Source organism: Staphylococcus sp. GDH8C109P (genome assembly GCF_017893405.1).
GTDB classification, from domain to species: domain Bacteria; phylum Bacillota; class Bacilli; order Staphylococcales; family Staphylococcaceae; genus Staphylococcus; species Staphylococcus cohnii.
The window spans coordinates 156,480-180,843 of record NZ_JAESMX010000013.1 but is presented as its reverse complement, the minus strand read 5'-3'; the positions used below and the strand labels follow the sequence as shown (position 1 = coordinate 180,843).

26 protein-coding genes are annotated in these 24,364 nt (G+C 31.1%); 23 read left to right on the top strand and 3 right to left on the bottom strand.

Annotated elements, in window-relative coordinates; all coding sequences use genetic code 11:
- Positions 1-16: 16 nt before the first annotated feature.
- The 17 genes from brxA (at position 17) to KA867_RS13580 (ending at position 16,338) form a co-directional block, all read left to right on the top strand.
- Positions 17-454 (top strand): bacilliredoxin BrxA, encoded by a 438-nt coding sequence (gene brxA / locus KA867_RS05680; RefSeq protein ID WP_210137312.1) that lies wholly within the window; start codon positions 17-19, stop codon positions 452-454.
- Between the two features lie 381 nt (positions 455-835).
- Positions 836-1,792 carry a thymidylate synthase gene (locus tag KA867_RS05675; RefSeq protein WP_210137311.1) on the top strand — a complete coding sequence of 319 codons (957 nt, stop codon included), beginning with the start codon at positions 836-838 and terminating at the stop codon, positions 1,790-1,792.
- A 102-nt stretch (positions 1,793-1,894) separates the two neighbouring features.
- Positions 1,895-2,389 carry a dihydrofolate reductase gene (locus KA867_RS05670; protein ID WP_210137310.1) on the top strand — a complete coding sequence of 165 codons (495 nt, stop codon included), beginning with the start codon at positions 1,895-1,897 and terminating at the stop codon, positions 2,387-2,389.
- Position 2,390: 1 nt separating this feature from the next.
- Entirely contained in the window at positions 2,391-3,227 is an 837-nt protein-coding gene (locus KA867_RS05665; protein ID WP_210137309.1) for a DegV family protein, read from the top strand.
- A gap of 129 nt (positions 3,228-3,356) precedes the next feature.
- Positions 3,357-3,884 carry a peptide-methionine (S)-S-oxide reductase MsrA gene (msrA, locus tag KA867_RS05660; RefSeq protein WP_210137308.1) on the top strand — a complete coding sequence of 176 codons (528 nt, stop codon included), beginning with the start codon at positions 3,357-3,359 and terminating at the stop codon, positions 3,882-3,884.
- On the top strand, positions 3,877-4,305 hold the full coding sequence (gene msrB / locus KA867_RS05655) for a peptide-methionine (R)-S-oxide reductase MsrB (RefSeq protein WP_210137307.1): 429 nt from the start codon (positions 3,877-3,879) through the stop codon (positions 4,303-4,305). The genes msrA and msrB overlap by 8 nt, the downstream gene beginning before the upstream one ends.
- Before the next feature lie 14 nt (positions 4,306-4,319).
- Entirely contained in the window at positions 4,320-4,823 is a 504-nt protein-coding gene (locus KA867_RS05650; protein WP_071560120.1) for a PTS sugar transporter subunit IIA, read from the top strand.
- Complete coding sequence (locus tag KA867_RS05645; RefSeq protein ID WP_210137306.1) at positions 4,823-5,044, top strand: YozE family protein; 222 nt, start codon at positions 4,823-4,825, stop codon at positions 5,042-5,044. The genes KA867_RS05650 and KA867_RS05645 overlap by 1 nt, the downstream gene beginning before the upstream one ends.
- Before the next feature lie 158 nt (positions 5,045-5,202).
- The gene (locus tag KA867_RS05640; protein ID WP_210137305.1) at positions 5,203-6,684 is read left to right on the top strand and encodes a S41 family peptidase; all 1,482 of its coding nucleotides are present in this window, start codon (positions 5,203-5,205) and stop codon (positions 6,682-6,684) included.
- 15 nt (positions 6,685-6,699) lie between these two features.
- Positions 6,700-7,209: a GNAT family N-acetyltransferase gene (locus KA867_RS05635; RefSeq protein ID WP_210137304.1), complete on the top strand. Its 510-nt coding sequence runs from the start codon at positions 6,700-6,702 to the stop codon at positions 7,207-7,209.
- A 10-nt stretch (positions 7,210-7,219) separates the two neighbouring features.
- Positions 7,220-8,293: an undecaprenyldiphospho-muramoylpentapeptide beta-N-acetylglucosaminyltransferase gene (locus tag KA867_RS05630; RefSeq protein ID WP_210137303.1), complete on the top strand. Its 1,074-nt coding sequence runs from the start codon at positions 7,220-7,222 to the stop codon at positions 8,291-8,293.
- A gap of 18 nt (positions 8,294-8,311) precedes the next feature.
- Complete coding sequence (locus KA867_RS05625; RefSeq protein WP_019468963.1) at positions 8,312-8,926, top strand: phosphatase PAP2 family protein; 615 nt, start codon at positions 8,312-8,314, stop codon at positions 8,924-8,926.
- Positions 8,927-9,401: 475 nt separating this feature from the next.
- Positions 9,402-10,064 (top strand): response regulator transcription factor, encoded by a 663-nt coding sequence (locus tag KA867_RS05620; protein WP_210137302.1) that lies wholly within the window; start codon positions 9,402-9,404, stop codon positions 10,062-10,064.
- Positions 10,061-11,416 (top strand): HAMP domain-containing sensor histidine kinase, encoded by a 1,356-nt coding sequence (locus tag KA867_RS05615; RefSeq protein ID WP_210137301.1) that lies wholly within the window; start codon positions 10,061-10,063, stop codon positions 11,414-11,416. The genes KA867_RS05620 and KA867_RS05615 overlap by 4 nt, the downstream gene beginning before the upstream one ends.
- Positions 11,417-11,600: 184 nt before the next feature.
- Positions 11,601-14,405: a 2-oxoglutarate dehydrogenase E1 component gene (locus KA867_RS05610; RefSeq protein WP_210137300.1), complete on the top strand. Its 2,805-nt coding sequence runs from the start codon at positions 11,601-11,603 to the stop codon at positions 14,403-14,405.
- Between the two features lie 13 nt (positions 14,406-14,418).
- On the top strand, positions 14,419-15,702 hold the full coding sequence (sucB, locus tag KA867_RS05605; protein ID WP_210137299.1) for a dihydrolipoyllysine-residue succinyltransferase: 1,284 nt from the start codon (positions 14,419-14,421) through the stop codon (positions 15,700-15,702).
- A gap of 522 nt (positions 15,703-16,224) precedes the next feature.
- Complete coding sequence (locus KA867_RS13580) at positions 16,225-16,338, top strand: transposase (RefSeq protein WP_210137298.1); 114 nt, start codon at positions 16,225-16,227, stop codon at positions 16,336-16,338.
- A gap of 501 nt (positions 16,339-16,839) precedes the next feature.
- Here KA867_RS13580 and KA867_RS05595 read toward each other — a convergent pair.
- Positions 16,840-17,391, bottom strand: a complete 552-nt coding sequence (locus KA867_RS05595; protein ID WP_210137297.1) for a helix-turn-helix domain-containing protein — start codon at positions 17,389-17,391, stop codon at positions 16,840-16,842.
- 112 nt (positions 17,392-17,503) lie between these two features.
- Between KA867_RS05595 and KA867_RS05590 the strand changes: the two genes are divergently transcribed.
- On the top strand, positions 17,504-18,091 hold the full coding sequence (locus KA867_RS05590) for a LysE family translocator (protein ID WP_210137296.1): 588 nt from the start codon (positions 17,504-17,506) through the stop codon (positions 18,089-18,091).
- An 18-nt stretch (positions 18,092-18,109) separates the two neighbouring features.
- Here the strand turns inward: KA867_RS05590 and KA867_RS05585 are convergent, their stop codons facing one another.
- Positions 18,110-18,988 (bottom strand): AraC family transcriptional regulator, encoded by an 879-nt coding sequence (locus KA867_RS05585; protein WP_210137295.1) that lies wholly within the window; start codon positions 18,986-18,988, stop codon positions 18,110-18,112.
- Positions 18,989-19,112: 124 nt separating this feature from the next.
- Between KA867_RS05585 and KA867_RS05580 the strand changes: the two genes are divergently transcribed.
- The 5 genes from KA867_RS05580 (at position 19,113) to KA867_RS05560 (ending at position 23,893) form a co-directional block, all read left to right on the top strand.
- Positions 19,113-19,979: a sugar phosphate isomerase/epimerase family protein gene (locus KA867_RS05580; RefSeq protein WP_210137294.1), complete on the top strand. Its 867-nt coding sequence runs from the start codon at positions 19,113-19,115 to the stop codon at positions 19,977-19,979.
- 82 nt (positions 19,980-20,061) lie between these two features.
- Positions 20,062-20,955, top strand: a complete 894-nt coding sequence (locus KA867_RS05575; RefSeq protein ID WP_210137293.1) for a sugar phosphate isomerase/epimerase family protein — start codon at positions 20,062-20,064, stop codon at positions 20,953-20,955.
- A complete protein-coding gene (locus tag KA867_RS05570) occupies positions 20,952-22,097 on the top strand; it encodes a Gfo/Idh/MocA family protein (RefSeq protein WP_210137292.1) in 1,146 nt (381 codons plus the stop codon). The genes KA867_RS05575 and KA867_RS05570 overlap by 4 nt, the downstream gene beginning before the upstream one ends.
- Positions 22,098-22,124: 27 nt before the next feature.
- Complete coding sequence (locus tag KA867_RS05565; protein WP_210137291.1) at positions 22,125-23,132, top strand: Gfo/Idh/MocA family protein; 1,008 nt, start codon at positions 22,125-22,127, stop codon at positions 23,130-23,132.
- A 194-nt stretch (positions 23,133-23,326) separates the two neighbouring features.
- The gene (locus KA867_RS05560; RefSeq protein WP_210137290.1) at positions 23,327-23,893 is read left to right on the top strand and encodes a dihydrofolate reductase family protein; all 567 of its coding nucleotides are present in this window, start codon (positions 23,327-23,329) and stop codon (positions 23,891-23,893) included.
- Between the two features lie 133 nt (positions 23,894-24,026).
- On the opposite strand, the gene KA867_RS05555 is transcribed toward KA867_RS05560, so the two are convergent.
- Entirely contained in the window at positions 24,027-24,227 is a 201-nt protein-coding gene (locus KA867_RS05555; protein ID WP_210137289.1) for a Mid2-like cell wall stress sensor domain protein, read from the bottom strand.
- Positions 24,228-24,364 lie beyond the last annotated feature (137 nt).

Below are 24,364 nucleotides of genomic sequence, written 5' to 3'. Positions count from 1 at the left end.
AATAGGAGTGTTATATATGAATGCTTATGAAGCATATATGAATGAACTTGCTACACAAATGAGAAGCGAACTAACTAATCATGAATTTAATAGTTTAGAAACTGCAGATGATGTCGATGACTTTATGAATAATGTATCTGAAGATGATACAACATTTGTCGTGATTAATTCAACTTGTGGTTGTGCTGCAGGATTGGCTAGACCTGCTGCAGTTACTGTTGCAGAACAAAATGAAAAAAAACCAACTCATAAAGTTACTGTATTTGCTGGTCAAGATAAAGAAGCAACTGAAGCGATGCGCGCTTTCATTCAACAAGCACCATCTAGTCCATCGTATGCCTTGTTTAAAGGAAAAGAATTAAAGCATTTCATGCCAAGGGAGCATATAGAAGGTAGAGATATTCAAGATATTTGTATGGATATTAAAGACACATTTGATGATTATTGTGATTAATCAATTAGACCAAGGCTGAGATATAAATAAATGTCTCAGCCTTAAATTGCTTTAATGCCAAATACATAATTCTGACTTTATCATGCATTTCATTAATGAGCTTATTTTAGTTGTTTTGACTGATTATAGTTGGCCACCTCAAAAGTAAAACTAACTATTTAAAAAAATTAATTTTACTTTTGAGCGTTTATCTCAACATTTAGAATAACAGACTTATGTTACTAAGCCTTTCAAATCACAAGTCATTAATTGAATACATAAATATAATGCTCAAATTCCAATTATAATTTTATTTTACTAGTGGTTATCTCTTTAAATTATTAGTATTTTAAAATATGATTAAATAAAAATAACTTTACTGTTGAAAGGCGTGTGTTCGACATGTTAAATACATTTGATCAATCCTATCATGATCTTTGTAACGAAATATTAGAAATAGGAAAACAAAAAGAAGACCGTACAAATACAGGTACGATTTCAAAGTTTGGCCATCAATTAAGATTTGATTTGTCAAAAGGTTTTCCATTGCTAACAACTAAAAAAGTATCATTTAAATTGATCGCAACTGAATTACTATGGTTTATCAAAGGTGATACAAATATTAAGTATTTACTCCAATATAATAATAATATATGGAATGAATGGGCGTTTGAAAATTATATTAACTCAGTTGATTATAAAGGGCCAGACATGACAAATTTTGGTCATAGAGCACAAACGGACGAGGCATTTAAGGAAACATATAAAGAAGAAATGCGTAAATTTAAAGAGCAAATTTTAAACGATGAATCCTTTGCTAAAAAGTATGGTGATTTAGGTAATGTTTATGGCAAACAATGGCGTGATTGGGAGGATAAAAATGGCAAGCACTTTGATCAGTTAAAAACTGTTATCGAACAAATTAAAAATAACCCAAATTCAAGACGTCATATTGTTTCAGCATGGAATCCAACTGAAATTGATACTATGGCTTTACCACCTTGTCATACAATGTTTCAATTTTATGTCCAAGATGGTAAATTAAGCTGCCAATTATACCAAAGAAGTGCAGATATCTTTTTGGGTGTACCATTTAACATAGCTAGTTACAGTTTACTGACACATTTAATCGCTAAGGAATGTGATTTAGAAGTAGGAGAATTTATACACACATTTGGCGATGCTCATATTTATACGAATCATATAAACGCCATTGAAACACAGTTGTCTCGTAGTAGCTATGCGCCACCACAACTCAAAATAAATTCAAATGATTCTATCTTCGACATTAATTATGAAGATTTAGAAATTGTTAATTATGAATCACACCCAGCAATCAAGGCACCAATAGCTGTATAAATAATAAAACGTTTAATTTTAATGATTATTTAATATATACTTTAAAATGAGAACGTTTTACTTACTGAAATCATACTACTATTTACTATTAGGAGGAAAATTATGACACTTTCTATACTGGTTGCTCACGATCAGCAACGTGTTATTGGAGTTAATAATCAACTACCATGGCACTTACCAAATGATTTAAAGCATGTTAAAAAACTATCAACTGGCAATACGCTTGTTATGGGCCGTGCAACATTTGATTCTATAGGAAAACCTCTTCCTAATAGAAAAAATGTAGTACTAACGAGAAATACATCATTTGCTCATGATGGTGTAGAAGTTATCCATTCAATTGACGAAATATATAATTTATCCGGTCATGTTTTCATTTTTGGTGGTCAAACATTATTCGAAGCAATGATTGATAAAGTCGATGATATGTATATTACTGTTATAGAAGATAAATATAATGGTGATACATTCTTCCCACCTTATACATTTGAAGATTGGGAAGTGGAATCTTCTATTCCAGGAGAACTAGATGAAAAGAATAACATTCCCCATACATTTCTACATTTAGTGCGTAAAAAACAACATAGGAGGAAATAATATGAAAATGAAAATTGTAACTGATTCAACATCAGATTTATCTCACTCTTATTTACAAGATAATGATGTACATGTCATCCCACTTAATTTAACTATTGATGGCAAGTCATATGTAGATCAAGTGGACATTTCCTCTGAAGAATATATTAAAAAGTTGGAAGAAGATGCTGATGTAAAAACGAGTCAACCAGCTATTGGAAATTTTATCGAATTATATGATGAATTAGGCAAAGATGGTTCTGAAATCATTAGTATTCACATGACATCAGGACTTAGCGGTACCTATCAGACAGCTCTACAAGCAAGTCAAATGACAGATAGCAAAGTAACTGTTATAGACTCAAAATCTATTTCATTTGGATTAGGGTATCAAGTCCAACATGTAGTTGATTGGAATAACCAAGGGTTTTCATCAGAAGAAATTGTTTCAAAAATAATAGATTTACAAAGTAATATAAAATTATACGTCGTGATAGGTCAATTAAACCAGTTAATCAAAGGCGGTAGAATCAGTAAAACTAAAGGATTAATTGGTAATATGATGAAAATTAAGCCAATTGGAACACTTGACGATGGTAAAATTGAATTAATTCATAATTCTCGTACTCAAAATGCTAGTATTCAATTTCTAAAAAAAGAAATCAGCACTTTTTTAGGTGATAAAAAAATTAAATCAATAGGTATCGCGCATGCAAATATTTTAGAATTTGTGGATAAAATTAAAAAACATTTCACCGAAGAATTTAATGTCACTGAATATGATACAAATGTTACAACTCCTATAATCTCTACACACACTGGAGAAGGTGCAATAGGTCTAGTTGTTTTAAAATCATAAACTAATTTATAATAAATTAAGGTTCATTTTAATTATGCTTTCGTTTGTTAAATTTTCAAAACAATTTAATAGCTTATCTCTTAAATTAATGATAACTTAATGACAAGATAATAAAAAAGGAGGTATACCATGGCATATGCGACATTAGCTGGAGGTTGTTTCTGGTGTTTGGTAAAACCATTCACATCTTATCCAGGCATTGAAAATGTTGTTTCTGGCTATAGTGGTGGACATGTTGAAAATCCTTCTTATGAAGATGTTAGCCGTGGACAAACTGGTCATGTAGAAGCAGTACAAATCACATATAACTCTGAAATCACTACCTTCGAAAACATTTTGGATGTTTATTTTAAAACATTTGATCCTACGGACAACGGTGGTCAATTTTTTGATAGAGGCGAACATTATCAACCAGCTATTTTTTATCATAATGAAGCGCAAAAAAAAGCTGCAGAAGCAAAAATTCAAGAATTAAATGAGCAGGCAATATTCAACAATCCTGTAATTACACCCATCAAACCATACAAAAACTTTTATCCTGCTGAATCATATCACCAAGATTATTATAAAAAGAATCCACTACATTATGAGCAATATCAGCGTGGTTCTGGTCGTAAAAGTTTTATAGAAAAACATTGGGGGCATCAATATGATTAAAAAAAATAAAAATGATTTAACCGAAATAGAATATTTGGTAACACAAGAAAATGGAACTGAACCTCCTTTTCAAAATGAGTATTGGAATCATTTTGAAAAAGGGATTTATGTTGATAAAATTTCTGGTAAACCTTTATTTACCTCAGAAGAAAAATTTGAATCAGACTGTGGTTGGCCTAGTTTCTCAAAAGCTTTAGATGATGAAGAAATCATAGAGCTTGTTGACAAAACATTTGGTATGGTACGGACAGAAGTACGCTCTGAAGATGCAAACAGTCATTTAGGACATGTTTTCAACGATGGTCCAACTGAAAGCGGTGGTTTAAGATATTGTATTAACTCTGCTGCAGTTCAATTCATACCATATGACAAACTAGAAGAATTAGGCTATGAAGATTTAATACCACATTTTGAAAAATAAGGAGCGAACAAGACATGTTTAAAAAATTATTTGGTAAAGGTAAAGAAGTCGACAAAGAAACAAGTGTATATGCACCTATTACAGGCGAATATGTAAAAATAGAAGATATTCCAGATCCAGTGTTTGCACAAAAAATGATGGGAGAGGGATTCGGAGTGAATCCAACTGACGGTGAAGTTGTTTCTCCAATCAATGGTAAAGTAGATAATATCTTCCCAACAAAACACGCTATTGGTTTACAAGCTGATAATGAACTTGAACTACTTGTTCATATTGGTTTAGATACTGTACAACTTGATGGGGAAGGTTTCGAAGTATTAGTTGAAAGTGGCGATACTGTTAATGTTGGAGACCCATTATTACGTTTTGATTTAGATTATATTAAAGAAAATGCTAAATCAGTTATTTCTCCGATTATTGTTACAAACTCAGATAACACATCATCAATTGCAATTGCCGACGATGTAACTTCAGTAACTAAAGGTGAAACTAAAATTATAGATGTGACAATGAACTAATGAAAGATCATTCATTTTATCAATTTGCATTAACAGCACGTGGTCGAAAAGATGAAAAAGGCGAATTAGCAGAAGAAATTTTTGACGATTTGTCTTTTCCACGACAGGAAAAAGATTTTCATGCACTATCAGATTACATTGAAATGCAAGGAAGTTATTCCGTTTCAATGTCTGTTTTCGATAGTTTATATGAAGAATATACTGAATGGTTAAAATTTTAATCTTAGTTTATATTTGAGCGAATATAGTAAAGTATATTAAAATAATAAAGTATCATAGAGAGCTGGGATTAATCTTTAATGATTCAATCCCAGCTACTTTTATTTTCAAATCAATAAAATATTGATTTGAATTATACATATATTTAGGAAGTGATAAAATGTCGGAAAGATCAGACATGGAAAATGAACACAACAAAGAAACTAAAACTGACGATGCAAATAACAAACAGTCCACTAAAAAATTGAGCTTTAAACGTAAAAATTTTATTTTAACAATCATAAGTATTGTGCTCATAACAGCAGTATTAACAGTCTTTGCAACCATAGCAATCATGCATTGGACAAGTGGCCTGGATGGAAAACAAAAAACAGAAATGAAAAAAGTTGAAGATGTCTATCGTATTTTAAATAAAGAGTATTATAAAAATACTGATTCAGAAAAAATATCTGAATCTGCAATTAAAGGGATGGTTAAAGATTTAGATGATCCTTATTCAGAGTATATGACAAAAAAGGAATCTAAATCGTTTAATGAAGATGTCTCAGGCGATTTTGTAGGTATCGGGGCTGAAATGCAAAAAAAAGGGGATAAAATTCAAATTACAAGTCCGATGAAAAATTCCCCTGCAGAAAAAGCTGGCATTCAACCTAAAGATGTAGTGACTAAGGTAAATGGTAAGTCTATTAAAGGACAACCACTTGAAGCTATTGTCAAAAAAGTGCGTGGAAAACAAGGGACAAAAGTTACACTAACAATTGAAAGAGCGAATCAAGCACACGAAATCACTATTAAAAGAGATAAAATACACGTTAAAAGTGTAGAATATGAAAAACACGGAAATACTGGTGTGTTTACAATTAATAAATTCCAAAGTAGTACATCAGGAGAGTTAAAATCTTTAATTATTAAAGCGCATAAAGATGGGATTAGAAAAATTGTTCTCGATTTACGTAATAATCCTGGTGGGTTACTTGATGAAGCTGTAAAAATGGTAAATATTTTCATAGATAAAGGTAAAACTGCAGTTCAACTTGAAAAAGGCGATCAAAAAGAACAAATAAAAACATCAAACGACGCTACTAAAGAAGCTAAAGATATGGATGTTTCAATTTTGGTAAACAAAGGTTCAGCCAGTGCATCTGAAGTATTCACAGGTGCAATGATGGATTATAATAAAGCCAAAGTTTATGGTTCAAAAACTTTTGGTAAAGGCATTGTACAAACAACACATGAATTTGACGACGGTTCGTTATTAAAATTTACGAATATGAAATGGCTAACACCAAAATCCCATTATATTCATGGAAAAGGTATTACACCTGATACAAAAATTAAAGAACCTGAATATCAATCATTAAATGTCATACCTAATACACAAACTTACCAATTGGGTGATGAAGACAAACATATAAAAACAATAAAAATAGGTCTATCAGCATTAAACTATGAGATTAATAATAAGTCTAAAATTTTTGATAACGATTTAGAAGATGCTGTTAAATCTTTCCAAAAGGATAATAATTTAACAGTTAATGGAAAGTTCGACAAACAAACCAATGATAAATTCACTCAAGCTTTAGTTAATAAAGCTAATAAAGAAGATACTGTATTAAAAACTTTATTAAATAAATTAAATTAAAGAGGTGAACTCCATATGATAAGATTAGGTACTATAAAAGATTTGCCAACGATTTTAACGATTGTAGAAGAAGCAAAATCTATAATGAAACAAGAAAATAATACACAATGGGATGAACAATATCCATTAAAATCACATTTTAAAGAAGATATTAGTAAAGACTCACTATTTGTACTAGAAGAAAATGAGATAATTTATGCCTTTATAGTTGTCGACCAACAACAATCTGAATGGTATGATGAACTGGCATGGCCAATTGAAAGAAAAAATGCATACGTTATTCATAGATTAGCAGCCTCATCAGAATATAAAGGCGCTGCAACAAAATTATTTGATTTTGCTGTTAACCTTGCGTTAAAAGATAATGTACATGTAATGTTAACTGACACTTTTGCATTGAATAAACGTGCTCAAGGATTATTCCAAAAATTTGGCTTTATCAAATTAGGTGAAGTAAATATTGACTATCCTCCTTTCGACAAAGGAGAACCATTCTATGCCTATTATAAAAAATTAGAAGAATAGAGGTAATAATATGACAAAAATCGCATTTACGGGTGGCGGTACTGTTGGACATGTATCTGTAAATCTTAGTTTGATTCCAACAGCTTTAGAGGAAGGACATGAAGCTTTTTATATTGGGTCAAAAAATGGTATGGAACGAGAAATGATTGAATCTCAATTACCAGAGGTTCCATACCATAAAATCTCAAGTGGTAAATTAAGACGATACATCTCTTTTGAAAATATCAAAGATATTTTTAAAGTTTTAAAAGGTATATTTGATGCAAGACGAATATTAAAAAAAGAACGACCTGACCTATTATTTTCAAAAGGCGGTTTTGTATCTGTGCCAGTAGTTATTGCTGCTAAATCTTTAAAAATTCCAACAATCATACACGAGTCTGATTTAACACCAGGTTTAGCAAATAAAATTGCTTTAAAATTTGCTAAAAAGATTTATACGACTTTTGAAGATACATTGCAATATCTTCCTAGTGAAAAAGCAGATTTTGTAGGTGCTACAGTACGTGAAGATTTAAAAAGCGGTGATAAAAATAGAGGCTATCAATTAACAGAATTTAAAGATGATAAAAAAGTTTTATTAATCATGGGGGGTAGCCTTGGAAGTAAAAAGTTAAATGATATTATTAGAGATAATTTAGATGCATTATTAAAAAATTATCAAGTCATTCATTTAACTGGTAAAGGATTGCTAGATCAATCCTTTACGAATAAAGAAGGTTATGTGCAGTTTGAATTTGTTAAAGACGATTTAACTGACTTATTAGCGATAACAGATACAGTTATTAGTCGTGCTGGTTCAAACGCTATATATGAGTTCTTAGCATTAAGAATTCCAATGCTCTTAATTCCTTTAGGTCTTGACCAATCTAGAGGAGATCAAATTGACAATGCGAAAAATTTTGAATCTAAAGGTTTTGGAAGAACGATTCCAGAAGACACTTTAACTGAACATAAACTTATCGATCAGTTAAAAGATATTGAAACACATCGTGAATCAATCATCACTCAAATGCAAACATACAAAGAAAGTTTTACACGCCAAGATTTATTTCATAAAATTGTTAAAGATGCAAATAACTAATATTAGGGAGGATACGCAATGAGTCGTTGGAAAAGGATAAGTCTACTCATTATTTTTACATTAATTTTTGGCATTATTGCATCCTTCCATGAATCTAGGTTAGGAAAATGGATAGACAATGAAGTTTACGAATTTATATATTCTTCTGAAAGCTTCATAACTACCACATTTTTCTTAGGAGTAACTAAAATTGGTGAAGTATGGGCAATGGTTTGTTTATCATTATTACTCATCGCCTATTTAATGCTAAAAAAGTTAAATATAGAGGCACTTTTCTTTGCTATTGCTATGAGTTTATCAAGTACTTTAAATCCATTATTAAAAAATATATTTGATAGAGAACGACCTACATTATTACGACTTATAGATATCTCTGGTTTTAGTTTTCCAAGTGGACACGCAATGGGCTCAGCTGCTTTCTTTGGCAGTACCATTTACATTGCTAATCGTGTCTTAAAAGGGAAAACAAAAGGGATAATGATAGGTCTTTCAGCACTATTTATTATTTTAATTTCATCATCAAGAGTGTATCTAGGTGTGCATTATCCTACAGATATCATTGCTGGTATTATTGGTGGTGCTTTTTGCGTCGTTTTATCAACATTGATATTAAGACACAAATTAAAAATATAAATGATAATTATACCTTGAGAAGATAAATCATAATAAAATAGAGTAAAAGGCAATTTCTATACAAAAATAGAAATTGCCTTTTTTAAATTCGTCTGAAATGATTTTATCTCAAACTTAATTTAATTGTGTCAAAAATTATTATAAAAACCGATTTCACACTGCAAAACCGGTTCTTATATATACGTTGTTTTACAACGTTAGTCTTTTACGGGCATATAAAAGGGGATATTTACGAAAATGATCATTCCTACTAAAACAAATATGTGTGGGGGGAATGTCTATGTAGTATTGATAATCATTTTCAATTACATTATACAATACTGAGAATAATTGTCAATTAGATTTTAAAAACTTTTCTAATCTTTTATTTCAACATTGTTACACTTAAACATATTCACCTTCTTATGTATTTTTAATACCCTGTTACTTTCTATAAACTGTTATTTCATATATTATATATTTTGAGGTGTAAGCAATGACAAAAATTTTAATTGTTGAAGATGAACAAAATCTTGCTCGTTTCATCGAACTAGAATTAGAACATGAAAATTATATAGTAGATATTGAATATGATGGCAAACCTGGGTTAGAAAAAGCTTTAACCAATGATTACGATTTAATTTTGTTAGACTTGATGTTACCTAATATTAATGGTTTAGAAATTTGTAGACAAGTAAGACAAAATAAAACCACTCCTATAATCATTATCACAGCTAAAAGTGACACTTACGATAAAGTAGCAGGATTAGATTATGGGGCAGATGATTATATAGTAAAACCATTTGATATTGAGGAATTATTAGCAAGAATTAGGGCAATGTTACGTAGACAGCCACAAAAAAACATCATAGACATGCAAGGCATTATTATAGATAGAGATGGCTTTAAAGTCACTGTAGATGGTAATACTTTAGATTTGACGAAAACAGAATATGATTTATTGACCTTATTAGCTGAAAATCGTAATCATGTATTACAGCGAGAGCAAATTATCGCAGATGTGTGGGGGTATGATTCAGAAGTTGAAACAAATGTTGTTGATGTATATATACGCTATTTAAGAAATAAGCTTAAACCATATGGCAAAGATAAAATTATCGAAACTGTACGCGGTGTGGGATATGTGGTTAGAAAATGAAACAACGTAAATTAAAAACCAAGTGGATGATTATTACAACAACTATTACATTTTCAACAATTTTTATCTTCAGTTTAATTATTATATTCTTTCTAAGTAATGCATTACGTCACAATGAACTTAGCGAAGCAGAAAGAAGTTCATCTGATATCATTCAACTCTTCGAAACTAAACAATTGAATGATATTACGCCATTAGATTTAAATGCATCGTTAGGTAATTTTCAAAAAGTGATTCTTTTTGATAAAAAGGGTAAAAAACAATTAGAAACTTCAAATGATAACAATATCGTTTATTCACCCAATTTTAAACCTAAAGAAATCAATACTGCTTTGATAAAAAAGTATCATAACAACGATTATTTAATTATTACAAATCGAATTAATACACAGCACTTTAAAGGATATAGTGTAATCATTCATTCTTTAGAAAATTATAATGCACTTGTTAATTCACTATATTTTATTGCACTCATATTTGGAGTTATTGCTACCTTTATCACTGCAATGGTAAGTTACTTCTTCTCAGCACAAATTACAAAACCATTAATCTTAATGTCTAATAAAATGCAGCAAATTCGTCGTGATGGTTTCCAAGAAAAAGTTGATCTAGTTACAAATTATGAAGAAACAGATAATTTAATCGTTACCTTTAATGAAATGATGTTTCAATTAGAAGAGTCGTTTAATCAACAGCGACAATTTGTCGAAGATGCCTCTCATGAGCTACGGACACCATTACAAATTATTCAAGGACACTTGAATTTGATACAGCGTTGGGGTAAAAAGGATGCAGCAATTCTTGAAGAATCTCTTGATATATCCTTAGAAGAGATGACTAGAATTACAAAATTAGTTGAAGAATTATTATTATTAACAAAAGATAATAACAACAGTAAAGAAAATGAAACAGAAAGCGTAGAAATTAATCAAGAGATAACTTCTAGAATTAAATCTTTAAAACAGCTACATCAAGATTATATTTTTGAATTTGAACCGTATCATAAACCACTTAATATAAAAATAGATCGTTATCAATTCGAACAAGTATTAGTTATCTTCATTGATAATGCTATGAAATATGATCAAGTTAATAAATATATTCAAATCCAGACAAATCTGCGAAACAAACAAATATCAATAGAAATCACTGACCATGGTGTTGGTATTCCAAAAGAAGATATAGATTTTATTTTCGATAGATTCTATAGAGTAGATAAATCTCGTTCCAGAAAATTAGGAGGAAACGGTTTAGGTTTATCGATTGCTAAAAAAATCATTGAATTAAATCATGGGACGATTCATGTAGAAAGTGAAGTAGGAAAATACACGACATTTAAAATCACATTTTGATTTTTAACCGGTTACTAATTCGACAGAAAATATGTTACGCTATAAAATGAAAATTCAATTAGCAGAACCAAATAAAATCAGGTTCTGCTTTTTTCATATAACTAGTTATTGACACTTTAATTTGGTTATATTTAATGCTATTATTGATTTGTAAGCGTTTTAACTATTTTGTGGAGGGTGTAATATGAGCAACGAAAGTCAGGTTACCCAGGCACCTGTAAATTTCGGGGCAAATCTTGGATACATTTTAGATTTATATGATTTGTATTTGAATGATCCGGCTTCAGTCCCTGAAGATTTACAAGTCCTATTTAGTACAATCAAAAACGGTGAAGCAAACATCGCAACAAATACAGCTGAAGGTCAACAAAATGCGACTAAAGCTGATAGCACGATTAAACGTGTTATGCGTCTCATAGATAACATACGTCAATATGGGCATTTATTGGCAGATATTTACCCAGTTAACAAACCTGTAAGAGAAAATCTTCCCAAATTAAATATTGAAGATTTTAATTTGGATAGAGAAACACTAGAGTCAATCTCAGCAGGTATCGTATCTGAACACTTTAAAGATATTTACGATAATGCATATGAAGCTATTGTTCGTATGGAAAAACGTTATAAAGGTCCTATTGCATTTGAATATACACATATCAATAACAATAGGGAACGTGTATGGTTAAAACGTAGAATAGAAACACCATACAAAGCGACATTAAACGATAATCAAAAGATTGAATTATTTAAAAACTTAGCACATGTAGAAGGCTTCGAAAAATATTTACACAAAAATTTTGTGGGCGCAAAACGTTTCTCCATAGAAGGTGTAGATACACTCGTTCCAATGTTACAACAAACATTAAGACTTGCTAGTGATGAAGGCATTCAAAACATACAAATTGGTATGGCCCACCGTGGTAGATTAAATGTACTCACACATGTGTTAGAAAAACCATATCAAATGATGATTTCAGAATTCATGCATACTGATCCAATGAAGTTCCTACCGAAAGATGGCAGTTTAGAATTAACTTCAGGTTGGTCAGGAGATGTGAAATACCATCTAGGCGGTGTCAAAACTACAGATTCATATGGTAGTGAACAACGTATTTCTCTTGCGAATAATCCAAGTCACCTTGAAATAGTTGCACCAGTTGTTTTAGGTAAAACACGTGCAAATCAAGATGATACTGATAAAGCTGGGGCTGTTCACACTGATTTCCATAAATCTATGCCGATATTAATTCATGGTGATGCTGCATACCCAGGGCAAGGTATTAACTTCGAAGCCATGAATTTGGAAAATTTAGATGGCTATTCAACAGGCGGTACACTTCACATCATCACTAATAATAGAATTGGCTTTACAACTGAGCCAGAAGATGGTCGTTCCACAACGTATTCATCTGATGTTGCGAAGGGGTATGATGTACCTATCATGCATGTTAATGCAGATAATGTTGAAGCAACTATTGAAGCAATTGAAATTGCTATGGCGTTTAGAAAAGAATTCCATAAAGATGTTGTCATTGATTTGGTTGGATATCGTCGATATGGACACAATGAGATGGATGAACCATCCATTACCAATCCGTTACCATACCACAATATTCGAAAACATGATCCTGTTGATGTACTTTATGGTCATCAATTAGTTCAAGATAATATTATTTCTGAGGATCAAATGAATCAAATCTTTGATGAAGTTCAAAAAGAACTCCGTGCCGCTCATGATGAAATAGATAAAAACGACAAGATGGATAATCCTGATATGCAAAAACCTGATAGTCTTGCAGAGCCACTTCAAAGTGTTGATGTAGATGTAAGTTATGAACAACTTAAAGAAATTAATGATGCAATGCTATCATATCCATCTAACTTTAATGTTCTTAAAAAATTAAATAAAGTCTTAGAGAAAAGAAGAGAACCTTTTGAGAGCGAAGAAGGATTAGTTGATTGGGCTCAAGCAGAACAATTAGCTTTCGCAACAATCACACAAAAAGGTACACCAATTCGCTTAACTGGTCAAGATAGTGAACGTGGTACATTCAGTCACCGTCACGCCGTACTTCACGACCCTGATTCAGGTGAAGAATATATCCCACTTCACAATGTTCCAGGACAAAAAGCAACTTTTGAAGTGCGTAACTCGCCACTATCAGAAGCAGCAGTTGTTGGCTTTGAATATGGTTATAATGTGCAAAATAAAGAGTGTATGACAATTTGGGAAGCACAATATGGAGATTTTTCTAATATGGCTCAAATGATATTCGACAACTTCTTATTTAGTGCTAGAGCCAAGTGGGGCGAACGTTCAGGTTTAACACTATTCTTACCTCATTCATTTGAAGGTCAAGGCCCTGAACATTCGTCAGCACGTCTAGAAAGATTTTTACAATTAGCTGGAGAAAATAACGCTACAGTAGTAAACTTATCAAGTTCAAGCAACTACTTCCATTTACTGAGAGCTCAAGCTGCTAGCTTAGGTACACAATCAATGAGACCACTAGTGGTAATGTCACCTAAGAGTCTCTTACGTAATAAAACGGTTGCTGATCCAATCGATAAATTTACATCTGGAAAATTTGAACCAATTTTACCAGAAGAACACGATAAGGATGCTGTTAAAAAAGTTATCCTAGCTTCAGGTAAAATGTTTATTGATTTAAAAGAATATTTAGCAAAAAATCCAAACAATTCAATTTTAGTAGTTGCCGTGGAAAGATTGTATCCATTCCCAGCTGAAGAAATTGAAACATTACTAAATGAACTACCTAATTTAGAAAATGTAGCTTGGGTACAAGAAGAACCTAAGAACCAAGGCGCTTGGTCGTTTGTTTATCCATATCTCAAAGAATTAACAACTGATAAATACGATTTAAGTTATCATGGCCGTATTCAACGTTCAGCTCCTGCTGAAGGTGATGGAGAAATACACAAACTTGTTCAAAATATGATAATCGAACAAAGCACAAAATTTAACTAGGGGGAAGTTAAGCATGCCAGAGGTAAAAGTTCCAGAATTAGCAGAATCCATTACAGAAGGTACCATTGCAGAATGGTTAAAGCAAGTCGGTGATAGTGTAGATAAAGGTGAAGCTATCCTTGAATTAGAAACAGACAAAGTAAACGTCGAAGTTGTTTCTGAAGAAGCTGGCGTATTGCAAGAATTACTTGCAAATGAAGGTGATACTGTAGAAGTTGGTCAATCTATCGCTGTTGTAGGCGAAGGAAGTGGCAATAATAATTCAGAAGCACCAAAACAAGACAATTCTGAATCACAAACATCTGATAGCAAGGAAGAATCAGAGCAACCACAATCAGAATCAGCATCTCAAAAGGATAATGATAGCGCTGCTGACGATTCGCAAGATAAAGGACAACGTGTGAATGCGACACCATCTGCACGTAAATATGCACGTGAAAAAGGCATTGACTTATCAGAAGTAGCAACACAATCAAATGACGTTGTTAGAAAAGAACATGTTGATCAAACACAAAATAATAAAAATGAACAAGCTGCACAATCATCAACTAAAGAAGAACCTAAAAAACAAGCAGCTCAACAAAATCCAACAAAACCAGTTATCAGAGAGAAAATGTCTCGCCGTAAGAAAACAGCTTCTAAAAAATTATTAGAAGTATCTAATAATACAGCAATGTTAACAACATTTAATGAAGTAGACATGACAAATGTGATGAACTTACGTAAACGTAAAAAAGAGCAGTTCATTAAAGATCATGATGGCACAAAACTTGGATTTATGTCATTCTTTACAAAAGCATCAGTAGCAGCTTTGAAAAAATACCCTGAAGTAAACGCTGAAATTGATGGTGAAGACATGATTACTAAGCAATTCTATGATATCGGTGTTGCAGTATCTACAGATGACGGTTTACTAGTACCATTTGTAAGAGATTGTGATAAGAAAAACTTTGCCGAAATTGAAGATGAAATTGCTAATTTAGCTATCAAGGCACGTGATAAAAAATTAGGTTTAGATGACATGGTAAATGGTTCGTTTACTATTACCAATGGCGGTATCTTTGGTTCAATGATGTCTACACCAATTATTAATGGTAGCCAAGCTGCGATTTTAGGTATGCACTCTATTATTACACGTCCAATTGCTATCGATGCAGATACAATTGAAAACCGTCCGATGATGTACATTGCGTTAAGTTATGATCACAGAATCATTGATGGTAAAGAAGCAGTAGGTTTCTTAAAAACTATTAAAGAATTAATTGAAAATCCTGAAGATTTACTATTAGAATCTTAATCCGCAACACAAAATAGTTTACTAACCCTAATACAACGGCGTTTATCGTCGTTGTATTTTTATGTATTTATGCATTTTGGAAAACTTCCCCCAAATTCCCCCCATAACGTAATTATTTTTAGAATCAGGCTACACTATTCATAATCAAAATAAAAAAGCACCTAATCAATATAGGTACTTTCAGATTGCCAACAAAGTCTCCGACTTTGTTGGCATTTTCTTTTATGCGCGCTTTCCACTGCCACTACCTTAGCCTGTAGTCTTCGACTAGTGCTATTCCCGCAGGAGTCGGCATAAATCACTGTCAATACCATATACGATAACTAAAGAAAAAAGTAGTTTTTCAGAACAAAATATTTCATCTATGATGAACATTATGATATTTATATTTGTCCTGAAGTTGAAAGTGTATCTTAATGTATCAAATGATTCAATATGTCTAAGGCGATTTAGATATAGTTGAAGATTTGTGGACACAGAAAAAATCAATATAAATTTTGACGTCAAACAACAGAGAGAAGATTGCGTGATGCAAAAGAACAGCATAGTATACGATGGACGAGATATAGAGGACTTGACAAAATTTCCATGGATACCACATTAATTTGTGTTACCATGAATATTAAAAAATCGTAATACAACTAGTAAAAGTACAAGTTATGGTCTGAAAGACTACTACTATTTTTGAAAAAACTATATAAATAGAAAATAAGACAAGTCTTTCGCAAATTAAAGTGAAAGACTTGTCTTATTTCTTAAAACACACAAATAATTTAGGTACTTTTGTTTTATATGAAAGATAATATTACTAATAATAAAGCACAAGCTAAGCAAATGTAACCAGTGACACTAGAATTTTGTTTTAAAAATATATAACTCAAAATAAAAATAGATAAACTTAGACTTAAGATAGATAGTCGAACAGATACATGAATGATATTAAAGTTTATGAAAATATGAAAAACAAATAATATTGTAGCAATTATTAACAATATTATTTCAAGTGGTTTTAAATCTTTCATTTGAGGATTGCCCATAATATTGTTCTCCCTAAATTTAACAAATTAAGCATATCCATATTATCAAACATGAAAAGTTGTAAAAACAGTCATTTCAATCAATTTATATTATTACATATTAATAATGAATAGTCATATGTAATCGTACAGCTACGTCGTGTTGATTCATATATTGATGGAACATATTTCCATTAAATTTAATAGCTTCATTTTTATGAATAACAAAGGTTTCTCCATCTAATTTAAGTGTTAAAGTACCTTCATAAACTGTGATATATTCCATTGTATTTGATCCATGGGGTGATCCATTCATTCGTCCTTCATCTTCAATAACAACCATATAGCTTTCAAATTTCTTTTCAATATCAAACTTAAAAAGAGGATATACTTTGTATTTATTATCTTCTGAGATTAAAGGTTGTATTTCTTCATTTAAACTTATTTTCTGTATAACATTGCCATTTTCTTGTGTTAATTCTGTGAAAGATATTTTTAAACCATTTGCTATCTTCCATAATGTAGTGATAGATGGAATAGATATCTTACGTTCTATTTGTCCCAACATTGTTTTACTTACACCAGTAGCTTCTGATAATTGTTCTAACGAATATCCATTTTGTTTTCTATATAATTTTAAATTCTCAGCAATAATATCATTTATTTCTCTCATCAATTTTTACACCTCTATTTACAATATAACGTACAAAGCATACACTTTAAAGACCGAAAATTATAACGTAAATTCAGACGTTATAATGTTTTTGTGGATAGGGGGGCTTACAATGTTAACAATATCTATGCTTATATATGCCGTTGTAGCAAGCTTTACACCTGGACCAAATAATATTATGGCATTATTTTTTTCTCAAAATTTTAATTTCAAAAGTAGTTTGCGATTTTCAATTGGTGTAGGATTAGGTTTCCTATTTTTATTATTACTATCTAATATATTTAACACAACAATGCATGCTGTTTTCCCTAAAATTGAATTATTGATGAAAATATTTGCATTTATATATTTACTTTATTTAGCTTTTAAAATTTCCATGAGTTCTATTTATGGGACGAAACAAACTTTTAATCACAAGCTAAGTGGTTTGAAATCTGGTGTAATGCTACAATTCATTAATCCTAAAGGAATCATTTATGCTTTAACAGTGATTTCCACTTTTATTACACCATTTTATACACATTGGCTAGAACAATTACCATTTATTATTTTATTGGCTGTTATTGGATTTTTTGGCACTTTGAGTTGGGGTGTTTTAGGCACCTTATTTAAATCATTTATAGCAACACATGAGCGCTTATTTAATTTTGTCATGGCTGGTTTATTAGTTTATGTTGCTCTGAATATTTTAATGCATTAGATATGAAATGATTTTATATTAATGATTATTATATTGCTGTAAAAATTCACGCGGACTACAACCATATGATGTTTTAAATCTTCTGTAAAAATTCGAATAATCAGTAAAACCACAATTGGTAGCTACTTGTTGTGGATTTTCTCCTTTTTTTAATAATCTTTGCGCATTTCGTAAACGTAAATTTAGTAAATAACGATATGGTGGATAACCAACCAATTTTGTGAATTGTTGTGTTATTTTGTGTCTACTTACAAAGAACTTATTTTCAAGTTGCTCTAATGAAATGACTTCACTGTAATGCAATTCCATATAATCTAATACCTGTCTAACTAAGTGACTAGATGGGTCATCACTATAATCAACGATACCTTCATTTTCTATTGCTGTTCTATTAAGTATGATTAAAAACTGTGTCAGTAAAGATCTAGCTGCTAAATCTTTACCAAAAGCTTGATTATCTTGTTCATTAATTAGACCTTGTAACAAATAATATAATTCTCTTTTTTGATATTCCGATAACTGCAATAGATATTTAAATTTAGATGAATATTTATCAAAACACACGCTCAAATCACAATTTTCTACAGAAAGTTCATTTAATATTTTGGCATCAAATCTCAATCCAATACGCTCAGCATGACCATCCATTTGTTCATCCAAACGATGAAATTCATACGGTGGAATAATAAGCATTGATCCAACCTCTAAATTAAAAGATTGTCCTTCTATGGTATAACGTAAATTTCCAGATAATGAAAAAAATATTTCATAATGATCATGATAGTGTAATTCATTTCCAAAATGGCCATCACTTATTCTGTGCCATGCGGCGTATTTACCTTCAAAAGGTAATGAAATTGTATCAAATTGATGGACAAATTCTTCTCTATTTTTCATGAATATATCCCTCCTGCTCAAAAAACATACTTTTTCCCATGATTTACAATGTTGTTAATTTTCCCTCAAATTATAATTATATTATAACACTAAAATATAAATATTTTTGAAAGGAAGAATGAATATGACATCTACACAAATTGGCGTTCAAATGATGATGCTCAAACAAAAAGTACAAGAAGAAGGATTGTATAACGTACTGAAGAAAGTTAGTGAATTAGGTTATAATGCGGTCGAGATTTCTCAAATCGACATGAATTCACAAAACATTGAAGAAATGCAACAAGCTATTAATGATTTCGGTATGAATATTGCAGCAATGTCCTGTGGTGTAGAAGATATATCTGCTAAACAAAAATATCCTGGTGATACTTTGCAAAATGATTTCGAAAAAATTGTAGCAGACTGTAAAGCTGTAAACTGTTCTATATTGAGAATAGGTATGTTACCAATTAACTATATGGGCTCTAAAGAAAGCACCTTACAATTTGCTGAAATCTGTGAAACTTATGCCAAAAGACTTAAAGAAGAAGGAATAGATTTATACTATCATGCACATAATTTAGAATTTGTTCAATACAATGGACAGTTTATGCTTGATTTAATGAGAGACAATACTCATTATTTAGGTTTCGAGTTAGATGTACATTGGATTTGGAGAGCAGGACTGAATCCCGTAGAGGTCATACCAAAATATGCGAATCGTATTCGTGCTATACATCTTAAAGATTATCGTGTAGGCGAAATAGATATGTCACAATATCCTGGTGAAGGTCATGAAAAAATATATTATATGTTGCATATGATTACTCAATTTGCTGAATTAGGAAAAGGTACTTTACCACTTAAAGATATTATTGAAATTGGACGTGAGAGCGGCAGTGAATATTTCTTTGTTGAACAAGACGAACTATATGGCGAAGATCCATATGATTGTTTAACAATTAGCCGTAACCATTTATATGATCTAGGTTATAAATCTTGGTTTTAACATATGCTTTTAAATAAGAAATATGTACTTATTTATCACCGGATAAGTAAGCGCTACCAAAAATGAAAAGGATGTTGATACGATGCTTAAAAATATTGAGATCTCTGGATTTTCTGATGAAATCGCTTCAGATTTTCAGACACAGTTAAAAACGGTAAATGAGCTAGGCATGAGCTATATTTCCTTGCGTGGTATTAATGATAAAAATATTGGCGATTACTCAGTAGAAATGATTAAGAAAGATGTACTTCCTCGCTTAAAGCAATGGGATATTGGCGTTTCTTCCATAGGTTCACCAATCGGTAAAATTTATATAAACGATGAAGATGCATTTCAAAAACAATTGGCAACGCTCAAAACATTATGTGAAATAAGTCAATTGCTCAATTGTCAGTATATTAGAATATTTAGTTTCTACATTCCTAAGGAGGACAATTTTGATGCTTATAAAGAGGTTGTGATTTCAAAATTAAAAGAATTTGCAAAAATCGCTGAGCAATACAATATTATACTGTTACATGAAAATGAAAAAGATATTTTTGGTGATATTGCTCGTCGATGTAAACTTATTCTTGATGAAGTAAACTCTCCAAATTTCAAGGCGATATTTGACTTTGCGAACTTTGTCCAATGTGGAGAAGATACACAATATTGTTATGACTTACTTTCAGATGACATAGCGTATATCCACATTAAAGATGCAGTATATAAAGATAATTTTAATGTACTTTGTGGTACAGGTGATGGTCAGATTGAAAGTATCTTAATACAATTTTTTGAATCAGGTTATCAAGGTTTCTTAACACTTGAACCTCACCTTGTAGTTTTTGATGCTATTAAAGACTTAGAATTAGAACATTCAACTGAAACAATTCAAAATTCTGCTGCAAAAGATGGCGCAGAAGGATACAAAATGCAATATGAAGCACTTTTAAAAATATTATCTAGTATCAATAAAAAGGAGAATACACAATGAAAAAAATTCGTTTAGGCATTATTGGTTTGGGCGCTCAAGGTAGTACGTATGCTGAATTTATTAACGCTGGTAAAGTACCACAAATTGAAATTGGTGCGATTTGTGACATCAATACTGAAAAGAAAAGTGAAGTAGAAAAACAGTATCCTAATGTACCATTTTATAATGATTATATCGCTATGCTAGAAAGTGGGGATGTTGATGCAATTGTCACAACCGTTCCTCATTATCTGCATACTGATATAGGTAAAGAAGCCTTAAAACGAGATATTCACGCTTTACTTGAAAAGCCGGCTGATATATATGCTGAAAAAGTGAAAGAAATAAGCGAATTAGCAGCATCCAAACCACATTTAACATTTGCTATATTCTTTAATCAACGCACAAATCCACTTTATCAAAAAGTAAAATCACTCATTGACGCAGGTGAAATAGGAAATATTCGTCGCACGAATTGGATTATTACTACTTGGTGGCGTCCTCAAGCTTACTATGATCAAAGTTCATGGAGAGCAACTTGGTCAGAAGAAGGTGGAGGTGTTTTAGTAAACCAAGCACCACACCAAATTGATTTATTACAGTGGCTATGTGGTATGCCAAAATCTGTGTTTTCAAATATTAAATATGGCTATCAGCGTGATTTAGCAGTTGATGATGATGTTACAACCATACTAGATTATGGAAATGGTGCGACAGGGGTGTTCATTACATGTACCCATGACATCATTGGCACCGACCGTTTAGAAATCACAGGTGATAAAGGGAAAATATTAGTTGAAGATAGTAAAACAATAACATTGACCCGTTTGAAAACATCCGAGACACAAATGAATCAAAATATGTCTTGGAAAGAAGCAGCTGAAATTTTTAAAGGCAATGGTTTAGAAAATATTTATGAGCAAGAAACATTTGAATTTGAAAGTGTTTGGGGTCAACAACATATGAATGTATTAGAAAATTTCGCTGCAAATATTATTGATGGTACGCCTCTAATTGCACCTGGAAAAGATGGTATAAACGGCGTAAATCTAGTAAACGCTATTTATTTATCTAGTTGGACAGGTAAAGAAGTAACAGTTCCAGTAAATCCCTCAGAATTTAAAGATGCATTAAATAAACAAATTCAAAACGAAGCACATTAAAAAATGTTGAAAATCGGAGCTGGTAATATGTTGAAAATTGGAATTATAGGACTAGGTGATATTTCAGCAATACATCTAAACGTGATAGAGACAAATTCCAATGTAGAATTAGTAGCTGCATGTGATATAGATAAAGCCTTGCAAGCTAAAGTACCTAACGTTCATTTCTTTACTGATTTTGAAGATATGTTGGATAAAGTGGAGCTAGATTGTGTACATATTTGCTTGCCGCATCATTTGCATGTATCTGCGACGGCTGCTTGTGTAGAAAAAGGTATACATGTGTTGCAAGAAAAACCTTTATCAATCAATGCTAAAGAAGGATTAAAATTAATACAATTAGAACAAAAAAATCCAGATACTAAAATATGTGTTTGTTTTCAAAATAGATTCAATGATACATTTCAAACTTTACAACAAATAGTAAAAAGCAACAAATTTGGTGACATTGTTGGTATAAAAGGAATCGTTACTTGGTTCAGACCCGAAACATATTATACTGACAAACCATGGCGTGGTAAATTAGATACTGCTGGTGGAGGCGTATTAATTAACCAAGCCATTCACACATTGGATTTAATGCAATTACTTTGTGGTCCTGTTGATACAATTAAAGGCAATGTATCACAATTGTTAGATTATCATATCGAAGTCGAAGATACTGCTTCTGCTCATATGAAATTTAAAAATGGCGCAAATGGTATGTTTTTTGCAACTAATGCTAATTTTGGCAATTCAAGTATTGAGCTTCAAGTCATTTTTAAAAATGAAAAATTTACAATTAAAGATAATATACTTACACGTGTCAATAAAGAAGGTTACAAAATCCATATTATTGAGGATAAAAAGCTACCAGGTACAAAATCGTATTATGGACCAAGCCATGGGACACTCATAAATCAATTCTACGAATCAATTTATGAAAACACCCAAAATTATGTACACGTCAATGACGCTTTACCATCTATTGCAATCATTGATGCGATACAAAAATCTTCACAAACAAATGAGACAATTCATTTTACTAGTGTTTAACATACAAATGAAATTTTGATTTATTGTGGAACATGACCATTAGCGATTAAAAACATACTCATTTCAATTTAATTAAAGAACCGGATAGAAATCTTTTGATCTTGATTTCTATCCGATTTTATTATCCTTTGGTTTATTGTAATTTGTAATTCTATAAACTATAATAAACATTACCAAAATAAGGAGTAATCACAATGCCTAATAATAAAATTATCTTAGATTTAGCGATTACATTGGATGGATATATAGAAGGACCAAATGGAGAAGTTGATTGGTGCATCATGGATGAAGAAATGAACTTCAATCATTTTTTAGAGCAAATTGATACCATTATATATGGTAGGAAAAGTTATGATTTATGGGGCGAATTTATGCCGAATTTAAATGACGATCAATTTGGGGAGAAAACGATGTGGGAACAAATTCATAGCAAGCATAAGTTCGTGTTTACTAACCAACATTATAACGATAAAGATCAAACAAAATTTATTAATAGTGACGATATCAGTGGAATGGTTTTTAAAATTAAAAAGCATAGTAATAAAGATATTTGGCTCTATGGCGGCTCAAATATTATTACAACTTTTATAAATCTTAACCTTATTGACGAATATAGACTTTCAATCCACCCAGTCATTTTAGGTTCTGGCAAACCGCTTTTTGAACATATTCAAAATCGTGTAAACATAGCTTTGTGTGACACACATGTTTATAAAAGTGGGGTTGTACAAATGATTTATCAAAAACTAGATGAAAAATAGAGTAGAAATATTAATCTCATGTTCAAAATAAAGGACGCATCCGTAGTAAATGGATACGTCCTTTATCTATTTAAAATTTACGATTTCAACCATCATTGTCATTCTTAATCTTGACTATTTAAACCCTTTTTATTTAAGCAATAAATACAAATAGTTCAATAATCGCAAGAATTAAAAACACTAGAAAAACAATGCCGTAAATATTATTTTTCTTTATACTTTCTTTGCTTGCTTTTCGTTGTTTTGCTTTGTTATTTATATTGGAAAAGAAAGTAATACCTGAATAAACTGCAATAAGTACTGTGACACCAAATAAAATCCATGTACCAATCATATATACAACCTCCTCTAGTAACTAAAATAAATATTTGAACATATAAAATAATTATTCCTATTATATACCTATATTAATACATTTCTGCTAATCCTCCAATGTTTAAAAATTACAATTTTGTAAATACAATCACAATC